This window comes from Flavimobilis marinus (genome assembly GCF_900113055.1).
GTDB lineage: Bacteria > Actinomycetota > Actinomycetes > Actinomycetales > Cellulomonadaceae > Flavimobilis > Flavimobilis marinus.
This window is the reverse complement of sequence record NZ_FONZ01000004.1, coordinates 18,202-37,331: the sequence shown is the minus strand read 5'-3', so window position 1 is coordinate 37,331 and position 19,130 is coordinate 18,202. Positions and strand designations below refer to the sequence as shown.

Annotated in this window: 18 protein-coding genes and 1 tRNA gene; 5 read left to right on the top strand and 14 right to left on the bottom strand. The window is 73.2% G+C overall.

The window, feature by feature from the left end:
- Entirely contained in the window at positions 1-735 is a 735-nt protein-coding gene (trhA, locus tag BMZ30_RS11175) for a PAQR family membrane homeostasis protein TrhA (protein ID WP_093378761.1), read from the bottom strand.
- Between the two features lie 197 nt (positions 736-932).
- Here trhA and BMZ30_RS11170 point away from each other — a divergent pair, with 197 nt between their 5' ends.
- Positions 933-1,694 carry an isoprenyl transferase gene (locus BMZ30_RS11170; RefSeq protein ID WP_093378758.1) on the top strand — a complete coding sequence of 254 codons (762 nt, stop codon included), beginning with the start codon at positions 933-935 and terminating at the stop codon, positions 1,692-1,694.
- 5 nt (positions 1,695-1,699) lie between these two features.
- Complete coding sequence (locus BMZ30_RS11165; protein ID WP_093378756.1) at positions 1,700-2,860, top strand: AAA family ATPase; 1,161 nt, start codon at positions 1,700-1,702, stop codon at positions 2,858-2,860.
- A gap of 223 nt (positions 2,861-3,083) precedes the next feature.
- On the opposite strand, the gene BMZ30_RS11160 is transcribed toward BMZ30_RS11165, so the two are convergent.
- Positions 3,084-3,881, bottom strand: a complete 798-nt coding sequence (locus tag BMZ30_RS11160; RefSeq protein WP_093378753.1) for a LysR substrate-binding domain-containing protein — start codon at positions 3,879-3,881, stop codon at positions 3,084-3,086.
- Positions 3,882-3,923: 42 nt separating this feature from the next.
- Here BMZ30_RS11160 and BMZ30_RS11155 point away from each other — a divergent pair, with 42 nt between their 5' ends.
- On the top strand, positions 3,924-4,337 hold the full coding sequence (locus tag BMZ30_RS11155; protein WP_093378751.1) for a DUF5997 family protein: 414 nt from the start codon (positions 3,924-3,926) through the stop codon (positions 4,335-4,337).
- 36 nt (positions 4,338-4,373) lie between these two features.
- Here the strand turns inward: BMZ30_RS11155 and BMZ30_RS11150 are convergent, their stop codons facing one another.
- From BMZ30_RS11150 to BMZ30_RS11140, 3 genes are read right to left on the bottom strand one after another with little or no spacing between them, the layout of a single operon-like run.
- Positions 4,374-5,585, bottom strand: coding sequence for a cystathionine gamma-synthase (locus BMZ30_RS11150; RefSeq protein ID WP_093378749.1), 1,212 nt, complete (start codon positions 5,583-5,585; stop codon positions 4,374-4,376).
- A gap of 53 nt (positions 5,586-5,638) precedes the next feature.
- Entirely contained in the window at positions 5,639-6,304 is a 666-nt protein-coding gene (locus tag BMZ30_RS11145; RefSeq protein ID WP_093379184.1) for a biliverdin-producing heme oxygenase, read from the bottom strand.
- 16 nt (positions 6,305-6,320) lie between these two features.
- Positions 6,321-7,721 (bottom strand): cystathionine beta-synthase, encoded by a 1,401-nt coding sequence (locus BMZ30_RS11140; protein WP_093378745.1) that lies wholly within the window; start codon positions 7,719-7,721, stop codon positions 6,321-6,323.
- A gap of 92 nt (positions 7,722-7,813) precedes the next feature.
- Here BMZ30_RS11140 and BMZ30_RS11135 point away from each other — a divergent pair, with 92 nt between their 5' ends.
- Positions 7,814-8,950 carry a class I SAM-dependent methyltransferase gene (locus BMZ30_RS11135; RefSeq protein WP_093378743.1) on the top strand — a complete coding sequence of 379 codons (1,137 nt, stop codon included), beginning with the start codon at positions 7,814-7,816 and terminating at the stop codon, positions 8,948-8,950.
- A gap of 184 nt (positions 8,951-9,134) precedes the next feature.
- Here the strand turns inward: BMZ30_RS11135 and BMZ30_RS11130 are convergent, their stop codons facing one another.
- The 4 genes from BMZ30_RS11130 to BMZ30_RS11115 all read right to left on the bottom strand — a co-directional run bounded on the left by BMZ30_RS11130 (position 9,135) and on the right by BMZ30_RS11115 (position 14,634).
- Positions 9,135-10,022 (bottom strand): LLM class flavin-dependent oxidoreductase, encoded by an 888-nt coding sequence (locus BMZ30_RS11130; RefSeq protein WP_093378740.1) that lies wholly within the window; start codon positions 10,020-10,022, stop codon positions 9,135-9,137.
- A gap of 97 nt (positions 10,023-10,119) precedes the next feature.
- Complete coding sequence (locus BMZ30_RS11125; protein WP_093378738.1) at positions 10,120-10,524, bottom strand: FKBP-type peptidyl-prolyl cis-trans isomerase; 405 nt, start codon at positions 10,522-10,524, stop codon at positions 10,120-10,122.
- A 63-nt stretch (positions 10,525-10,587) separates the two neighbouring features.
- On the bottom strand, positions 10,588-11,406 hold the full coding sequence (locus BMZ30_RS11120) for a Bax inhibitor-1/YccA family protein (RefSeq protein WP_093378735.1): 819 nt from the start codon (positions 11,404-11,406) through the stop codon (positions 10,588-10,590).
- A 114-nt stretch (positions 11,407-11,520) separates the two neighbouring features.
- On the bottom strand, positions 11,521-14,634 hold the full coding sequence (locus BMZ30_RS11115) for an efflux RND transporter permease subunit (protein ID WP_093378733.1): 3,114 nt from the start codon (positions 14,632-14,634) through the stop codon (positions 11,521-11,523).
- A gap of 154 nt (positions 14,635-14,788) precedes the next feature.
- Here BMZ30_RS11115 and BMZ30_RS11110 point away from each other — a divergent pair, with 154 nt between their 5' ends.
- On the top strand, positions 14,789-15,055 hold the full coding sequence (locus tag BMZ30_RS11110; protein ID WP_143073192.1) for a hypothetical protein: 267 nt from the start codon (positions 14,789-14,791) through the stop codon (positions 15,053-15,055).
- A 23-nt stretch (positions 15,056-15,078) separates the two neighbouring features.
- On the opposite strand, the gene BMZ30_RS11105 is transcribed toward BMZ30_RS11110, so the two are convergent.
- The 5 genes from BMZ30_RS11105 to BMZ30_RS11085 form a co-directional block, all read right to left on the bottom strand.
- Positions 15,079-15,152, bottom strand: a tRNA-Leu gene (locus BMZ30_RS11105).
- Positions 15,153-15,272: 120 nt separating this feature from the next.
- Positions 15,273-16,718, bottom strand: coding sequence for an NAD(P)/FAD-dependent oxidoreductase (locus tag BMZ30_RS11100; protein ID WP_093378728.1), 1,446 nt, complete (start codon positions 16,716-16,718; stop codon positions 15,273-15,275).
- Positions 16,719-16,775: 57 nt separating this feature from the next.
- Positions 16,776-17,729, bottom strand: coding sequence for a Ppx/GppA phosphatase family protein (locus tag BMZ30_RS11095; RefSeq protein ID WP_373296877.1), 954 nt, complete (start codon positions 17,727-17,729; stop codon positions 16,776-16,778).
- 53 nt (positions 17,730-17,782) lie between these two features.
- Positions 17,783-18,283: a DUF501 domain-containing protein gene (locus BMZ30_RS11090; RefSeq protein WP_093378725.1), complete on the bottom strand. Its 501-nt coding sequence runs from the start codon at positions 18,281-18,283 to the stop codon at positions 17,783-17,785.
- Positions 18,280-19,020 (bottom strand): septum formation initiator family protein, encoded by a 741-nt coding sequence (locus tag BMZ30_RS11085; RefSeq protein WP_093378721.1) that lies wholly within the window; start codon positions 19,018-19,020, stop codon positions 18,280-18,282. The genes BMZ30_RS11090 and BMZ30_RS11085 overlap by 4 nt, the downstream gene beginning before the upstream one ends.
- Positions 19,021-19,130: the final 110 nt, after the last annotated feature.

Genomic DNA, 19,130 nt, shown 5'->3' with positions numbered 1-19,130 from the left:
TCAGCCCCGGATCTGCGACACCGCGACGGCGACTGCGGCGAAGTGGCACCAGAAGCCGATGACCGTGCCGACGTGGAAGACCTCGTGGAAGCCGAACCAGCGCGGGCTGGGGTTGGGCCGCTTCATGGCGTACACCACGGCCCCCAGGGTGTAGGCGAGCCCGCCGATCGCGATGAGCGCGACGATCGCGGCGCCGCCGGCGTCATAGAAGGCCTTCATGTAGCCGACGGCGACCCAGCCCAGGGCGATGTAGACCGGCGTGTAGACCCAGCGCGGGGCGTTGAGCCAGATCATGCGTGCGGCCAGGCCGACGAGGGAGCCGCCCCACACGAGGATCAGCAGCAGGCGCGCGAGCGACTCCTCGAGGAGCAGGACGCACAGCGGCGTGTAGGTCCCCGCGATGATGAGGAAGATGTTGCTGTGGTCGGCCCGGCGCAGGCGTGCCGAGACCGCGGGCGACCAGCGCCCGAGGTGGTAGACGGCGCTCGTGCCGAACAGCAGCGCCGCGGTCACGGCGAACACGGCGACCGCGACCCGGGGCGCCGTGGGTGGCGCCCACACGGTGAGCAGGATGCCGCCGATCACCGCGAGCGGGAACGTGACGGCGTGGATCGCCCCCCGCAGCCGCGGCTTGACCGCTTCGACGACGGCCTCGGCGCCCTCGCGGGCGGCGTCGACGACGTCGTCGAGCGCGCTCGTCGGCTCGCGGTCGTCGTGGGTGCTGGTGGTGCGCATCGCTGGTCCTTCGGTGTGGTCGTGGACGCTCGTGCTGCGAGCCCGATCAGCGTAACTTACGCAAACGTAGGTTACGGAACCGTAGGTTGGGAGGCGACCCCGTGGTCCGCCGTCGGCGCTCCACGATCCGGTAGCGTGATCGCGTTCGCGTCCGACGCGGACGCCCGCGCACGCGAACCGACGCGACAAGGACCAGAGTGCGACTTCCCAAGCAGCTCTACTCACTGTACGAGCGGCAGCTCGCCGCGTCGCTACCGCGCGAGTCCCTGCCCCGCCACGTCGGCGTCATCCTCGACGGCAACCGCCGCTGGGCGAGGTCCTTCGGGGAGCCCGCGGCCACCGGCCATCGGCGCGGGGCGGACAAGATCAGCGAGTTCCTGGGCTGGAGCGAGGACCTGGGCATCCAGGTCGTCACGCTGTGGATGCTGTCCACCGACAACCTCAAGCGCTCTCCCGACGAGCTCGACGCGCTGCTCGCGATCATCGAGGACGCCGTCGCCGGCCTGGCCGAGTGCCGACGGTGGCGCCTGCGCATCATGGGCAGCCTCGACCTGCTGCCCGAGTCGACCGCCGCGAAGGCGCGCGCCGCCCAGGCCGCCACGGCCGACGTCGCGGGCCTCGAGGTCAACGTCGCCATCGGCTACGGAGGCCGCCACGAGATCGCCGACGCCGTGCGCGCCTACCTGCGCGAGCAGGCCGCCTCGGGCGCGAGCGTCGAGGAGATCGCCGAGCACATCGACGTCGAGCACATCGCCGAGCACCTGTACACGCGCGGCCAGCCAGACCCGGAGCTCGTCATCCGCACGTCGGGCGAGCAGCGGCTCGGCGGGTTCCTGCTGTGGCAGTCCGCGCACGCCGAGTACTACTTCTGCGAGGCCTACTGGCCGAGCTTCCGCCGCGTCGACTACCTGCGTGCGCTGCGCTCCTACACGACGCGCGACCGCCGCCTCGGGCGCTGACGCCCGTGCTGAGCACCGTGGCGGTCGCCGGCTACCGGTCCCTGCGCCAGCTCGTCCTCGAGCTCGACCAGCTCACGGTCGTCACCGGGCCCAACGGCAGCGGCAAGTCGAACCTGTACCGGTCGCTGCGCCTGCTCGCGGCGTGCGGCCAGGGGCAGGTGATCGGTGCGCTCGCCCAGGAGGGCGGCCTCGCGTCGTCCCTGTGGGCGGGGCCGCGCGGCTCGGGCCGCGTGGCGCTGCAGCTCGGCTTCGCCGCCGACGACGTCGGCTACCAGCTCGACCTGGGCCTCCCCCAGGACGAGGGCTCGCCGTTCCAGCGCGACCCGGAGATCAAGACCGAGGCCGTCTGGGCGGGCCCGCTGCTGCGCCCCGGCACGGTCCAGGCCGAGCGGCGCGGCCCCCACCTGCGCACGCGCGACGACGCCGGCCGGTGGGAGGACCGCGCGTCCCGCCTCGCGCCGTACGAGTCCATGATCGACGAGCTCGTGGACCCCGTGGCCACGCCCGAGCTGCACGCCGTGCGCCGCCTGCTGCGGGGCTGGAGGTTCTACGACCACTTCCGCACCGATCCCGGCGCGCCGGCTCGCGAGGTGCGTCCCGGCACCCGCACGCCCGTGCTCGCCCCGACGGGGGACGACCTCGCCGCCGCGCTGACGACGATCGAGGCGATGGGCGATCCTGAACCGCTCGAGCGTGCCGTCGCGGACGCCTTCGACGGCGCCCGCTTGCGCCTGTCCGCCGTGGACGGCCGGTTCGGGCTGGCCCTCGAGCAGCCCGGCCTGGAGCGCCCGCTCGCCGCGGCGGAGCTGTCAGACGGGACGCTGCGCTACCTGATGGTCGTCGCGGCGCTGCTCAGCCCGCGGCCTCCGTCGCTCCTGGTGCTGAACGAGCCCGAGGCGAACCTGCACCCGAGCATGCTGGCACCGCTCGCCCGGCTGGTGCGGGCCGCCGCGGCGACCACCCAGCTCGTGGTGGTCACGCACGCCGAGGCACTCGCGGAAGCGCTGCTCGACGCCGGGGGCCATGGCGGCGGGGCGGTCGCCGGCCGGGCCGAGGCGCCCGTGCCGACCACGCACGTCGAGCTCACCAAGGACCTCGGGGAGACGGTCGTCGTCGGGCGGGAAGGCCGGCTCGACCAGCCCGCGTGGAGCTGGACGTCCCGCTGAGGCGCGCACGGGGGCCCGCGACCCGGCGCTCTGTCCGAGGGGCCTACTCGCAGCCGCCCCCGGCCAACGCGAGGAATGCGCACTCCATGTCGCTCAGGGCAGCAGATTTCGCGCATTCTTCGGGCCGGCGGCGGGGGTGGGCCAGCCGGGCAGGTCCGCGGCGGGCAGCCGGGGGGCAGCCCGACGGGTCAGCGGCGGGCAGCCGGGGGGCCAGCCCGACGGGTCAGCGGCCGCCGCGGCGGTGGCGGTGGGCGGCCTTTGCCGTGGTCGGACGGCGGGGGCCGCCCTTGCGGGAGGCGGCGGCGCGGGGGTCCGGACCGGGCTTGCGGGCGGCCTTCTCGGCCTTGGCTGCCTTCGCCGCCGCAACGGCCTTCGCTGAGGCCTCGGCTGCCTCCTCCGCGGCGCGGCGCCCGCGGGAGCTGTTGGCGGTGCGCCCGCGCACGATGCCGATCATCTCCTCCACGAGGTCGCTGGGGTCCCCCTCGCGCCACGCGAGCCCCACGGGGGAGGTCGGCGCATCCGTGAGCGGCCGGTAGGTGACGTCCTTGCGCTGGTGCAGGCGGGCGAGCGACTGCGGCACGACGACGACGCCGATGCCGGCGGCCGCGAGCTCGATCGCCCCGGCTGTCGTGGCGGGACGCTCGCGGGCGGGCCGGCCGGGCTGCGGACCCTCCCAGGTGAGCACGACGTCGCGCGGATCGAGCAGGACCTCGTCGTCGAGGTCGGCGCAGGTGACCGCGTCGGCGGCGGTGACGACGTGGTCCTTGGCGACGACGACGACCGGCTGTTCGACGTACATCTGGATCAGCGACAGGTCCGTGCGGTCGAGAGGCTGACGCACGAACGCCGCGTCGACCTCGCCGGCGCGGATCGCACGGGCGGCGTCGGCGGCGTCGAGCGTGACGAGGTCGAGCGGCACGTCGAGGCGCTCGTGCCACACGGCGACCCACTTGGCCGCCGTCACGCCCGGGACGTAGCCCAGCCGGAAGGCGGGCGCGGGCGGCGGCGTGGTGTCGGTCACCGGTCCAGGCTACCGGCGCCCCGGTGCCGCTAGAATCGCCGGATGACCTCGAAGCCCAGCTCCCAGACCATGAAGGCCGCCACCGCGGCCAAGAAGCTGGGCATCTACCTGCCGGCCGCACCCCAGGAGTTCCAGGACCGGCTCGTGAGCCGCGAGGAGCTCACCGAGCTGCAGACCAACCCCCCGCAGTGGCTCGCCGAGCTCCGCCAGAACGGCCCGCACCCCCGCTCTGTCGTCGCCGCGCGCCTCGGCGTGTCGATCTCCGGCCTCGCCCGCGCCGGGTACACGGAGCCGCTGACGACCTCGGAGATCGCCGAGCTCCGCGAGGAGCAGCCGGACTGGCTCGTGCGCGAGCGCGCCGTCAACGCCGAGGTGCGCGCCGAGGAGGACCGCATCGCCGCGCAGCAGGCCAAGGCCGAGAAGATCCGCGCCCAGCGCGCCCGGGGCAAGAGCTAACTATCCCCACCCCGCGCGCTACCGGGCGTCGGGCGCTCACCCGTCGAGCGCCTGCTCCAGGTCGGCCCGCAGGTCCGCGACGTCCTCGATCCCGACCGACACCCGCACGAGGTCGTCCGGGACCTCGAGGGCGGACCCAGCCACCGACGCGTGGGTCATCTTCCCGGGGTGCTCGATCAGCGACTCCACCCCGCCGAGGGACTCGGCCAGGGTGAAGACCTTGGTGCGGTCGACCACCTGGAGCGCGCTGTCGAGCGATCCCGTGCGGAAGGAGATCATGCCGCCGAACGCGCGCATCTGGCTCGCGGCGACGATGTGCTGCTCGTGCTCGGGCAGGCCGGGGTAGATCACCTGGGTGACCTTCGGGTGCGCAGCGAGCAGCTGGGCGATCTCCATCGCGTTCTGGCTGTGGCGCTGCATGCGCACGTCGAGGGTCTTCAGCCCGCGCAGGGTGAGCCAGGCGTCGAACGGCCCGGCGACCGCTCCGGCGGCGTTCTGGTAGAAGCCGACGGCGTCGGCGACGCTCGTGGTGCCGGTCGGTCCGGCGGCCCCGGCGGGCAGCTCGATGCCGGCGCCCACGACGACCGCTCCCCCGACGACGTCGGAGTGCCCGCCGATGTACTTGGTCGTCGAGTGCACGACGACGTCCGCGCCGAGCGCGAGCGGAGTCTGCAGGGCCGGCGTGGCGAAGGTGTTGTCGACCACGAGGATCGCCCCGGCGTCGTGCGCGACCTTCGCGAGCGCGGCGATGTCCGCGACGCCCAGCAGCGGGTTCGACGGGGTCTCGACCCAGACGACGCGCGTCTGTCCCGGGCGCACGGCGGCGGCGACCGCGCCGGCGTCGCACATGTCGGCCGGGGTGTGCTCGACGCCCCACGGCCCGTGCACGCGGGCGATCAGGCGGTAGGTGCCGCCGTAGGCATCGTCGGGCATGACGACGTGCGAGCCGGGCGTGCAGACGGCGCGCAGCAGGACGTCCTCGGCCGCGAGGCCGGACGAGAACGCGAAGGCGCGCTCCCCGCCCTCGACCGCGGCGAGCGCGTCCTCGAGCGCCGTGCGCGTCGGGTTGCCCGAGCGGGAGTACTCGTAGCCCCCGCGCAGGTTGCCGACGCCGTCCTGCTTGTACGTCGACACCTGGTAGATCGGGGGGACGACGGCGCCCGTCGCGGCGTCGGGATCCTGCCCGGCGTGGATGGCGCGGGTCGCGAACCCTGCGGTGGACCAGTCGTGGGTGTCGTTGTTCGTCACCCGTCCAGGCTAGCCGCCGGCGGTGACAAGCGGGGCGCCGAGCGAGCGAGGTCTCAGGGCGCGGGCGCGTGGCGCGCGCCGAGCTCCGCGAACACGGCCCGGTTGAGGTCGAACGCCCCCCGCGCCTCGGCGACGACCGCCCGCCGCTCGTCGCCGGTCAGCTCGAGTGCGTCGATGCGCGCCCGGTACTCGTCCTTGAAGGGCTTGATCCTCTCGAGCGCGTCGAACGTGTAGAACGCGAGCACGTCGTCGGCCAGGCCGTAGTGCCGGGCGAGCATCCGCTTGATGATCTGCCCGCCCGACAGGTCGCCGAGGTAGCGGGTGTAGGCGTGCGCCACATAGCCGGGCAGCGTGGTGGCGACCTCCCGCAGCCGCTCGGCGTAGCGGCGCGTGGCGGGCAGCAGGTCGACGCGATCGCGCCACGCCGGGCCCCACAGCCGCGCGAGGTCGGACTCGATCGCGGGGACGCGTGCCAGCGCGGGCAGCGCGACCGACGCGCCGCGCTCCCCCAGCGCCGCACCCGCGGCCTCGAGGGCCACGTACACCGCGTGCTGCTGGGCGGCGAGATCGGCGTATGCCGCGACGTCGAGCCGCCCCGCCATGAGGTCCGCGACGAACGGCGTCGACTCTGCGCGCGCGTGGTCCTCGCGCGTGCCCTCGCGCAGCTGTGCCGAGAGCGCGGTCTCGACCGTCGTCTCGGTCTCCGTCTTGACCGCCATACCGACCCGCGTCACGCTAGCTCGCGAGGTAGCCGAGCAGGTCGTGCCGGGTGAGCACTCCCACCGGCTTGCCGTCGTCGACGACGAGGAGCGCGTCGTCGTCCTGGAGCGCCTTGCGCACCCGCTCGAGCGGTTCGCCCGAGCCGATCTGCGGGAGGCGCCGCCCCAGGTGCGCGGAGACGGGGTCGCTGAGCTGCGCCGCCCCGGAGAACACGGCGTCGAGCAGGTCGCGCTCGCTGACCGACCCGGCCACCTCGCCGATCACGACGGGCGGCTCGGCCTGCACCACGGGCATCTGCGAGACGCCGAACTCCCGCAGGATCTCGATCGCGTCCCGCACCGTCTCTGCCGGGTGGGTGTGCACGAGGTCAGGCATCGCGCCGGACTTCCCGCGCAGGATCTCCCCCGCGGTGACGCCCTCGCCCGCGTCCAGGAAGCCGTAGGACCGCATCCACGCGTCGTTGAAGATCTTGGACATGTACCCGCGCCCCGAGTCCGGCAGGAGCACCACGATCACGGCGCGCGCGGCGGCCACGGCGTCCTCGTCCTGCAAGCGGCGCGCGAGCCGGAGGGCCGCGACGACGGCCATGCCGCACGAGCCCCCGACCAGCAGACCCTCCTCGCGGGCGAGGCGCCGGGTCATCGCGAACGAGTCCGCGTCGGACACCGCAACGATCTCGTGCGGCACCGCCGGGTCGTAGGCCGTCGGCCAGAAGTCCTCGCCGACCCCCTCGACGAGGTAGGGGCGCCCCGTCCCGCCCGAGTAGACGGAGCCCTCGGGGTCCGCCCCGACGATCCGCACCTCGCCCAGGTCCGCCCGGCCCGCGGAGGCCTCCCGCAGGAACCGCCCGGTGCCCGTGATGGTGCCGCCCGTGCCGACTCCCGCGACGAAGTGCGTGACCAGGCCGTCGGTGTCGGACCAGATCTCCGGGCCCGTGCTCTCGTAGTGGCTCGCAGGGCCGTTCTGGTTCGCGTACTGGTTGGGCTTCCAGGCACCCGGGATCTCCCGCACCAGGCGGTCCGAGACCGAGTAGTACGACTCCGGGTCGTCGGGTGCGACCGACGTGGGCGTCACGACGACCTCGGCGCCGTACGCGCGCAGCACGTCGCGCTTGTCGGCGCTCACCTTGTCCGGGCACACGAACACGCAGCGGTAGCCCTTGCGCTGGGCCACCAGGGCGAGCCCGACGCCGGTGTTGCCGCTGGTCGGCTCGACGATCGTGCCGCCGGGACGCAGCTCGCCGCTGGCCTCCGCCGCCTCGATCATCTTGAGCGCGATCCGGTCCTTGGCCGAGCCTCCTGGGTTGAGGTACTCGACCTTCGCGAGGATCGTCGCGGCGAGGCCGTCGGTGACGGAGGAGAGCCGCACGAGCGGGGTGCCGCCGACGAGCTCCGAGATGTGCGAGGCGAACTTCATGCCCCCACGGTATCCGGCCGGGCCGACAGGGCAGGGCGACGGGGCGGGGAGACAGGGCAGGGCGGGGCGACGCCGTCAGGCAGACTGGGCCCATGACCCTCCTCGACGCTCTCCGCCGCCGCCCCGACGTGGAGGCACCCGAGCTCGTCGCGGTGGACGCGGCCGACCGGCTGCTGCTGGACGAGGCGGCCGCCGACGTCGCCGCGGCGCCCCCGGGCACGGTCGTCACCCTGGACGACGCGTACGGCGCGCTCACCCTCGGCGCGGTCGGCCTGCACGGCGCGCGGGACGTCCGCGCACACACCGACCTGATCACCGGCGAGCGCGCCCTCGCGCTCAACGCCGTCGAGGTCGGGCTCGAGGGCACCTTCCGCTCCTTCCCCGCCCTCGACCCCGCGGTCCTGACCGGCGCCCGCGTGGTGCTGCTGCGCCTGCCCCGCGGCCTGGACGCGCTCGACGAGCTCGCGCAGCTCATCGCCGCGCACGCAGACCCCGACGTCGTCGTGTACGCGGGCGGCCGGCTCAAGCACATGACCCGGGCGATGAACGACGTGCTCGCCCGGCACCTCACGGACGTCCACGCGACGCTCGCTCGCGGCAAGGCCCGCGTCCTCGTCGCCCGCGGCATCCGCCCGGAGCCGGAGACCGCGACGACGTACCCGCGCTCCGAGCGCCACGACGACGTCGGCCTCACCGTGCTCGCGCACGGCGCCGCGTTCGCGAGCACGCGCGTCGACATCGGGACGCGCTTCCTGCTCGAGGCCCTCACCCGCACGCCGCTGCCCGACGACGTCGTGCAGGCCGTCGACCTCGGCTGCGGCACCGGGGTGCTCGCCACCTGGCTCGCGCGCGAGCTCCCGCACGCCCGTGTGATCGCGACGGACCAGTCGGCGGCGGCCGTCGCGTCGGCGGCGGCGACGGCGGCCGAGAACGGCGTGGCCGACCGCGTGGTGGTGCTCCGCGACGACGTCGGCGGTGAGATCCCGGACGGCTCGGTCGACGTCGTGCTGTGCAACCCGCCGTTCCACGTCGGCGCCGCCGTGCACACCGGGGCGGCGTCGGGCATGTTCGCCGCGGCCGCCCGGATGCTGCGGCCCGGCGGCGAGCTGTGGTCGGTGTACAACTCCCACCTGCGCTACAAGGGAGAGCTGAACCGCGTCGTCGGACCCACCCAGATGGCCGCGCAGAACCCCAAGTTCACCGTCGCCCGCTCGGTCGCCCGCGGCTGAGCTGCCCCGCACCCGCCCCGCAGACGCCCCGGGAGAGTCGGGACGCACCGCGCGAGTCCGATAGTTCGGTCCCGGGGCCGACGGGGCCTCCTATCGCACCCGGGACCGAACTATCGGACTCGGCGGAGGGGTGGGGATGCCGGAAGCCAAAGCCCCGGGCTGAGGCGCGGTCCAGCAGCAGGTCTCAGCGCAGGCGCGGGAGGAGCGCGGCGACGTCGTCGAGGATCGCCGGGTCGCCTGCGTAGATGCCGTCGGGGCGCGGGTGGTGCACGATCACGTCCGTGAAGCCGAGCTCCGCGGCCCGTCCCACCATGTCCTCGAACCGCGCGACGTTGTCGAGCGCAAACTCCTTCGAGTCGAGCGACAGGTAGCGCGGGAACAGCTCGTGGTCCGCAACGGCGTCCGTCCGCCCGGCACGCTCGAGCGCCGCGTCCAGGCGCTCGCCGAGCTCAGCCACCCCGCGCCACCACGAGGCGACGTCCGGCATGTCCTCCATCCCGGTGGTGACCCAGCCCTCCCCGCGGGCGACCGCGACGTCGAGCGCGCGCGGCCCGTTGGCGGCGAGCACGAACGGCGGGCGGCTCGTCCCGAAGGGCCCGGGGTACATGCGCGCCCCGACGGCCGCGTAGCGCTCGCCCTGGTGATCGGTGACGGGTTGCGTGAGCAGGGTGTCGAGCAGGCCCACGAACTCGTCGAGGCGCCGCACCCGCTCCCCCGGGGTCAGCAGGGGCTCGCCGAGCACGGTCGCGTCCACGCCGATGCCCCCGGCTCCGAAGCCGAGCACGAACCGCCCCGCACTGAGGTCGTCGAGAGACATGACCTCCTTGGCGAACGGCACCGGGTGGCGGTAGTTCGGGGACGCCACGAAGGTCCCGAGGCGGATGCGCGACGTCACGAGCGCTGCGGCGGCGAGGGTCGGCACGGTCGCGAACCACGGCTCGTCGACGAGCGTGCGCCACGCCAGGTGGTCGTACGTCCAGGCGTGGTCGAAGTCGAGAGCCTCCGCGCGGCGCCACATCGGCTCCGCCTCGGACCAACGCTGCTGCGGGAGGATCACCAGGCCGAATCGCATGGCCCGAGCCTAGGGCACCGCTCGGCGGGCACCGCTCCGGGAACAGCGAAGGCCGGGCCCCGCAGTGCGGAACCCGGCCTGTCGAGAAAGCTGCGTGCTACTTGGCGTCGAGGATGTCGACGACGAACACCAGGGTGTCGTCCCCGCCGATGCCCGCCTGCGGGACGCCCCGCGAGCCGTAGCCGTGGTGCGGGGGGATCGACAGCAGGACGCGCGAGCCGACCTGCTTGCCGACCAGGCCCTGGTCCCAGCCGCCGATCACGGCGCCGACGCCGATCGGGAAGTCGATCGGGGCCCCGCGGTCGTAGGAGTTGTCGAAGATCCCGCCACCCCAGAGCTGGCCGAGGTAGTTCACGACGATCGTGTTGCCGGCCTCGACCGTGTCGCCCGAGCCCTGCACGAGGACCTTCTCCTCGAGCTCCGCGGGAGCCGCGGCGTCGGGGAACGTCAGGACGGGCTTGTCGCCGAAGCCACCGGTGGCCTCAGGAAGGTGCGCAGTCATGTGCTGCCTCTCGGTTCGGGGGCGAGCCGCACGGGTGTGGGCTCGTAGACCAGCGTAGGTCGGTCAGTCGCGACCCTGCAGGATCGCGAAGATCCGCAGGAACTCGACGTACAGCCAGACGATCGTGACGATCAGGCCGAAGGCCGCGGTCCAGGCGAACTTCGCCGGGGCGCCCTGGCGCACGCCGCGCTCGATGCCGTCGAAGTCGACGACGAGCGAGTACGCACCGAGCAGCACGGCGACCGCACCGATGACGACGCCCAGCGGGATGCCGAAGATCGTCGCCTCCGTGCGCAGACCCCAGGCCGAGTCCGTGCCACCGAAGATCATCAGGCCGACGTTGACGAGCGAGAACGCGAGGTAGCTGAGCATCGCGATCATGAAGATCTTGTTGGCCTTGGGCGTGACGCGCACCTTGCCGGACTTGAACGCGAACAGCGTGACGGCGAAGGTCACGGCCGTGGCGAGCAGCGCCTGCATGGCGACGCCCGGGTAGATCCCGTCCAGCAGCGCGCTGAGGCCACCGACGAACACGCCCTCGGCGATCGCGTACGCGGTGATCAGGGCCGGGCTCGGCTGCTTCTTGAAGATGTTGACCATCGCGAGCACGAAGCCCACGATCGCGCCGACGATGTAGAGGTTTGGCATGGTGTCCGAGACCATCCAGGTCCCGGCGGCCACGACGGCGAGCAGGGCGAGCAGGCCACCGGTCTTCATGATGACGTCGTCGTACGTCAGGCGCCCGGTGTCGCGCGTCGTCGCCGTCGGCGCCTGGTACATCTGCTCGAGCGTGGGCGCGTCCATCGGTGCGGCGGGGCCGCGGCCACGACGGTTGCTCGAGTCGGTGAAGACGCCGCTCGAGCTGAATACGGGGTTGCTCACAGGTTCCTCCTGGTCATCGCGTCGCGGTGACGCTGGCCGTTGGTCGTGCCGGTGACCGCGAGGCGGTCACCTGCTCTGAGAACGAGCGTACGCGGTCTGGTGTTCCCGCGGTGGTCATGCACCGGTCAGCGCGGCACGCTTGGCCTCGCGCTTCGCCTCCCGCTTGTCCGCCCGCTTCTCCTTGCCCCGTTCGATCAGCAGGTAGAGCACGGGGACGACGAGCAGCGTGAGCAGGGTCGACGTCAGCAGACCGCCGATGACGACGAGCGCGAGGGGCTGGGAGATGAACGCACCACCGCCGGTGATGCCGAGCGCCATCGGGGTGAGCGCGAAGATCGTCGCGAGCGCCGTCATGACGATCGGCCGCAGGCGCTTGCGGGCGCCCTCGTCGATCGCCTCGCGCAGCGTCCGGCCGCGGGACCGGTACTGGTTGATGAGGTCGATCAGCACGATCGCGTTCGACACCACGATGCCCACGAGCATGAGCATGCCGATCAGCGAGGCGACGCCCAGCGGCGTGCCGGACACCAGCAGCAGGATCAGCGCGCCCGTCGCCGCGAACGGCACCGAGACGAGCAAGATCAGCGGCTGCACGAGGGAGTTGAACGTCGCCACCATGACGATGAACACGATCGCGATCGCGGCCACCAGCGCCAGGCCGAGGTCCGCGAAGGCCTCCTCCTGGTCCGAGGCGACGCCGCCGATCTCGACGGACGCGCCCGCGGGCAGGTCGAGGTCGTCGACCATCGCCGTCAGCGCGCTCGTCAGCGAGCCGAGGTCCTGCCCGGCAGGCGTGACCGCGACGGTCGCGCTGCGCGCGCCGTCGATCCGGCTGATCGACGTCGGCAGCTCGACCTCCTCGACCGACGCGAGGTCGGTCAGGGGCACGAGGCCGGCGGCGGTCGGCAGGCTCAGCTCGCGCAGCTCGGCGAGCGTCTGCGGGATCGGGTTGCCGCGCAGCAGGACGTCCACGCGCCCGTCGCCGAGGTCCACGGTGCCGAGGTTCGACTCGTACATGGAACCGGACACGATGCCCACGACCTGCGTCTCGGTGAGGCCCGCGGCGGCCGCCGCCTCCTGGTCGACGTTCACCTGCACGGCGGGCTGGCCCTGGGCGAGGTTGTTCGCGACCTCGGCGGCGCCGTCGACCTCGGCGGCCGCGGCGGCCACCTGGGCGGCCGCGTCCTCGAGCACCTCGATGTCCGCGGACTGGATGACGAGGTCCACGGTCGAGCTGCCGAACGCGGCGTCGGACCCGGCGACGGAGACGTCGCCGACACCCTCGAGCCCGTCCAGGGCCTGGCGGACCTCGGCCTCGACCGCCGCGGTGTCGGCGTCCTCCGCCAGGGTGAGCGCGAACGAGGCGCTGGGCCCGCTGCCCCCGCCCATGAAGGCGGCCTCGATGCCGCCCGAGGAACCGACCGTCGTCTGCATCGTCTCGATCTCGGCGACGTCGACGAGCGCCTCCTCGACCTGCGTCGCCGCCGCGTCCTGGGTCTCCAGGCTCGTCGCGGGCGCGAAGCTCGTGGTGACGGTCAGGGTGTTCTGACCGGCGTCGCCGAGGAAGTTCGTCTCGAGACGCGGCACGAGCGCGAGCGTGCCGGCGAAGATGCCGACCGACACGGCGATCGTGATCACGGGGTGGGCGAGGGCCGCGCGCAGCGACGGGACGTACGCGCGCTGCCACAGGCCGCGGCGCTCCTTGGCCTCGGCGGCCGCACGGGCCTCGGCCTGCGCGTCCTCGTCCCCGGCGTGCAGCGGCTCTCTGATGAACCAGTACGCGAGCACCGGGACGATCGTCAGGGCCACGAACAACGACGCGAGCATCGCGATCGCGACGGTGACCGCGAAGGGTCGGAACAGCTCGCCCACGGCCCCGCCCACGAGGGCGATGGGCACGAACACGGCGATCGTCGCGATGGTCGACGACGTGATGGCGCCACCGACCTCGCGCACGGCACCGAGGATCGCGTGGGTCTTGGCCTCGCCGTAGGACAGGTGGCGCTTGATGTTCTCGATCACGACGATCGAGTCGTCCACGACGCGGCCGATCGAGATCGTCAGCGCGCCGAGGGTGAGGATGTTGAGGGTGTACCCGGTGACGTTCATGAGGATGAAGGTCACGAGCAGCGACAGCGGGATCGAGATCGCGGAGACGAGCGTGGACCGCAGCGACGCGAGGAACAGCAGGATCACGACGATCGCGAACACGAGCCCGAGCAGGCCCTCGGTGGTCAGGCCCTCGATCGACTCGGTGATGAACGGCGCCTGGTCGAACACGACCTCGATCCGGGTACCCGGGAGATCCTCCTCGAGCTCGGCGATCGCGTCGGTCACCGCGGACGACACCTCGACGGTGTTGCCCGCGGGGGTCTTGGTCACGGAGATGGCGAGCGCCGGCTCTCCGTCCAGGCGGGAGTACGACGTCGGGGGCGCGGGCCCGTAGACGACCTCGGCGACGTCCCCGACGGTCGCGCCGTCGGCGCCCTCGGCGGCGATCGGCAGACCTTCGATGTCGGCGACGCTCGTCAGGGCGCTGCCTGCGGTCACGGACAGGGTGCGGTCCGCGTCGTCGACCTCGCCCGCGGGCAGGACGAGGCCGGCGGCCTCGATCGTGTCGCCGACGGCGCTGGGGGCCAGCGAGAGGGCGGCGAGCGCCTGCAGGTCGGGCAGGACCAGGACCTGCTGCTCGGCGGCGCCGGTGACCGCGGAGCTGCGGATCCCGTCGATCTTCTCGAGCCGCGGCAGCACGGTCTGCTCGATCGCGGCGGCGAGGTCGGCCTCGTCACCCTCGCCCGAGACCGCGAGCTGGATGACCGGCAGGTCGTCGATCGAGCCGGTGAACACGTTGGTGTCGACGTCCTCGGGCAGCAGGCTCGAGATCCGGCTCACGGCGGCCTGGAGCTGGGCGCTGGCCGCGTCCATGTCCGTGCCATACGTCATCTGGACGGTGGTGAGCGACATGTTCGTCGAGGACTGCGACGAGACGGACTCGACGTCGTCGACGCCGCGCACGGCCTCCTCGAGCGGCACGGACACGGCGTCCTCGACGACGTCGGGAGCCGCTCCCGGGTAGGTCGCGACGACGATCGCGGTGGGGAACTGCAGCGACGGGATGAGCTCCTGCTTGAGCTGACCGAGGCTGACGACGCCCAGCAGGGCGATCGCCCCGGTGATCAGGGCGATGAGCGCGCGGTTGGCGAGCGAGAACCTGGCGAGGACAGACACCGGTGCGGACCCCCGAGGGCGAGTGCGGCTGGACCGGCGGGCTGCCGACCTGGACGTCGCTCCCCGAGGAGAGCAGTGCCGACTATAGGACGCGTCCACCTGCCGGTTTGTTCCCGTGGGCGAGCAGGGCACACGGGCGTGGCAGGCTGTGCGGATGAGCGACGACCGCCCCACGCCCGCGCCCGAGCCCGACGAGCCCACCGAGGCGGCCCGCCCCGGCGTGCACGAGCGCTGGTGGTGGACCGGGACGTTCCGCGCCGTGCTCGGCGCCGCGGTCGTCATCTACCAGTGGCCCGTCATCTCCTCCGGCGAGGCGCAGGTCCCCAACTGGATCCTCGTCGCAGCCGGCGCCGCCGTCGTCGTCTGGGGCGTGTGGGTGGTGCTGCGCGCGTGGCGCGAGAAGGAAGCACAGGCGCGCTGACGCCCGTCCTTCGTCACAGCCGGTGCCCCCGATGGGACTCGAACCCATACTCGGTCGGGTTTAAGCCGACTGCCTCTGCCGATTGGGCTACGGGGGCGGGCCCGAGGGCTCCGGGGCGAGCATAGCGACGCCACCGGCACCGAACGACGTGAGGGAGCCGCCGGTGCTGGCGACTCCCTCACGTGCGCTCACGACGAGCGCGGTGCTCAGGACCTGCTCAGGTCTTGGCGCCCTTGCTGTTGGCGTCGGCGTGGTCGACGGCCTTCTTCTCCTCGGGCGCCGGCTTGGGCGTCGAGGCCGAGCGGAAGGACGCGCGCGGGTCGTGGATCGCGCCGAGCGACACGACCTCGCGCCGCAGGAACAGCGCGCTGGTCCAGCCGGCCATGATGCGGATCTTGCGGTTCCACGTGGGCATCGCCATCACGTGGTACGTGCGGTGCAGCACCCAGGCGAGCGGTCCGCGCACCTTGATCTTGCCGAACATCTGGGCCACGCCCTTGTACATGCCGAGCGAGGCGACCGCGCCGACGTTCCGGTGGCTGTACTCCTCGGGCTCGGCAGAGCGCAGCACCTTGGCGAGGTTCTCGCCGATCTTCTTCGCCTGGCGCAGCGCGTGCTGGGCGTTGGGCGGGCAGAACGCTCCGGGGGTCGTGAGGTCCGGCACCGCGGCGCAGTCGCCGCCGGCCCACGCGTCCGGGACGATGACGCCGTTCTCGTCGGCGATCTGCAGGGTGGGCAGGCAGATGACGCGGCCCATCTTGTCGAGGGGGAGGTCCGAGTCCTGGAGCACCGGGTTGGCCTTGACGCCCGCGGTCCAGACCACCGTCTCGGTGTCGAACTCCATCTTGTTCGACAGCACGATGTGCCCGTCGACGCACGAGTTCAGGAAGGTCGACAGGTGGATCTCGATGTTGCGCTTGCGCAGCTGCTCGAGCGTGTAGCCGCCCAGCTCCTCGGAGACCTCGGGCAGGATGCGCGGCGAGCCCTCGACGAGCACGAAGCGCAACTCCTTGGCGTCGAGCTCCGGGTAGTACTTGGCCGCGGCGCGCGCCATGTCCTCGACCTCGGCGAGCGCCTCGATCCCGGCGAACCCGCCGCCGACGAAGACGAACGTGAGCATCTTCTTGCGCAGCTCGGGGTCCCAGGTGGACGACGCGACGTCGATCCGGTTGAGCACGTGGTTGCGCAGGGCGATCGCTTCCTCGACGGTCTTGAAGCCGATGCCCTGCTCCGCGAGACCGGGAATGGGCAGCGTGCGCGCGACCGAGCCGAGGCCGACGATGAGGTGGTCGTACGTGACGCTGTACGCCTCGCCCTCCTCCGGCTGGATTGTGACGCGGCGGTCGGCGTGCTCGATCTTCGCGACGTTGCCCTGCAGCACGTCGACGTTCTTCACGGCGCGGCGCAGCGGCGCGACGACGTGGCGTCCGTCGATCGAGCCGGCGGCGGCCTCGGGCAGGAACGGCGCGTAGGTCATGTACGGGCGCGGGTCCACGATCACGATCGCGGCCTCACGCTTGCCGAGGCGCTTGCGCAGGCGCTTGGCGGCGTACAGCCCGACCGTCCCGCCGCCGAGCACGACGATGCGCGGGACCTTGCGCGGCTTGGGGGTCACGGTCGTGGTCTGCGCGGCCGACGACGGAGCGGTTTCGTTCTGAGGCATGGCTTCATCGTAACGACGCGACGCCCGACGCGGCGGGTCGATCCACGGTGACGGGCGTTACAGGCGCCCCGCCGCGCTGAGCGCGATGCCGTCGAGGATGTCGTGCTCGCTGGTGACGACGGAGTCGAGCGTCCCGCCGCCGGCGGCGACCTCGTCGCGCACGCGGCGCACGACCTCCGACCACACGAGCGCGCCGGCGCCGATGACGTCCACGCGACCCGGGTGCATGAATCCGAGCGCGGACCGCTGCTCGCGCGTCATGGCCAGCAGGGACTCGCAGGCGGCGAGGACCTCGTCGACTGCGAGCTCCGCGCCGTTGATTCGGTCCCGGTCGTAGCGGTCGAGGCCGAGGGCGTGGGCGGTCACGGTCGTCACCGAGCCGGCCAGGCCGACCAGCGTCGCGGCCTGGCGGACCGGGACGACGGCGACGGCGGCGTCGAGCGCCGCGCGCACGTCCGCGCGTGCCGCCTGCACCTGGGCGGGCGCGGGCGGGTCGTCGTGCAGGTGCCGCTCGGTCATCCGCACGCACCCGACGTCCATCGAGTGCGCCGCGCTCGGCTCGGCCTCGCCGAGGACGACCTCCGTCGAACCACCGCCCAGGTCGACGACGACGTACGGCCCCCCGTCGGCGCCCAGCATGCTCGTGGCACCGGCGAACGAGAGCCGCGCCTCCTCGTCGCCCGCGACGACCTCGGGCTCCACGCCCAGGATCGCGCGGACGCCGTCGACGAACTCCTGCCGGTTGCGCGCGTCCCGGGTGGCCGACGTCGCCACGAAGCGCACGCGCTCGGCACCGAGCTCGCGGATCTCCTCGGCGTAGCGCGCCGTGGCCTCGAGCGTGCGGGCGAGCGCCTCGGGGTGCAGCTCGCCCGTGCGGTCGACACCCTGCCCGAGGCGCACGACCTCCATGCGCCGCACGAGGTCCTCCAGGACGCCGGTGGCGGGGTCGACGTCGGCGATCAGGAGCCGGATGGAGTTGGTCCCGCAGTCGATGGCAGCTACTCGAGTCACGCGGACCATCCTCGCACCACCGGCGGGCTCGGTCAGCAGCAGGGGCGCGCCGTTCAGCAGCGGCAGCGCTGCGGGTCCCACCAGCCGGCCTCGGCGATCAGCGCGAGGGCCTCGTCGCCGAGGGGCTGCACGCCGGGCCCGGCCGCGAGCGCGTGCCCGACCAGGACGTGCAGGCACTTCACGCGCGTCGGCATCCCGCCGGCCGAGATCCCTGCGATCTCCGGGACGTCGCCGAGCTCGGCGCGCTGCGCGAGGTAGTGCTCGTGGGCCGCCTGGTAGCGGGCGGCGAGGTCCTCGTCCTCGGCCAGGCGCGCCGTCATCTCCTTCATGACGCCGTTCGCCTCGAGGGTGCTGGCGGCCGACGTGAGGGCGGGGTGCGTCAGGTAGTACGTCGTCGGGAAGGGCGTGCCGTCGTCGAGGCGCGGCGCCGTCCGCACGACGAGCGGCCGGCCGCAGCGGCAGCGCGCCGCGATGCCGACGACGCCGCGCGCCGGGCGCCCGAGCTGCTCGGCAAGGCTCTGCAGGTCCTGCGGGGTCACGTCGGTCGTGGTCACTCGTCGTCCGTTCCTGGGGCGGTGGGCGCGTCGTCGGCGGGGGGCACGGCCGGGTCAGCGGGGTCAGCGGGGTCGGTGGGCGCAGCGGGCTGGTCGTCGACCGTGACCTCGCCGGCCACGGTGAGCGAGTTCCAGATCGTGCCGTACCAGGGCGTGTCCGCGAAACCGACGTCCACCGGTCCCTCGGCGACCGCCTTGCCCGTGTCCGGGTTGACGGCAGGCTCCGCGACGTCGGGGTCGAGCACCCGGTAGGCGGTCTCCCCCGGGTACACGTACGCGAGGCGTTCGCGTGCCTGCGAGGCGACGTAGGCCTGGTCCTGCCACCGGCTGACCTGGAACTCGAGCTCGGTGTTGCGCTCCTGTGCCGCGGACACCTCGGCGCGCAGAGCCTGCAACTGGGCGGACTGACCGAAGTACGAGCGGGCCGTGGGGAACACGAGCACGAAGGCGAGGAGCGCGACGACGAACAGCACCATCGCGCGCGCCGTGAGCACCCGCGGCCACACCGTGGCGCGCGCGGGGCGAGCGACGACGGGCGGGGCGGACGGCGTGGTGCGGCCCCGTCCCGTGGTGGCCGCGCGCGGTGACCCGCTGGGCCTGGCCGACCCGCTCGGACGGGCGGCACCCGTCGGGCGTCCCGATCCCGTCGGGCTCCCACCGGGGCGCGCCGAGCCGGCCGGGCGGCGGACGGGCTCACGGCCCTGCCCTCGCGCGGTCGGGGGTCGGCGGGCAGACATGGGTCCATCTTGCCTCGCCGAGAGGTGCGGGCGGGCCACCGACTCCCCGGGGGACCACCCGAGAACGACCGAGGGCCGGGACCAGACGGTCCCGACCCTCGGTGTGCGCC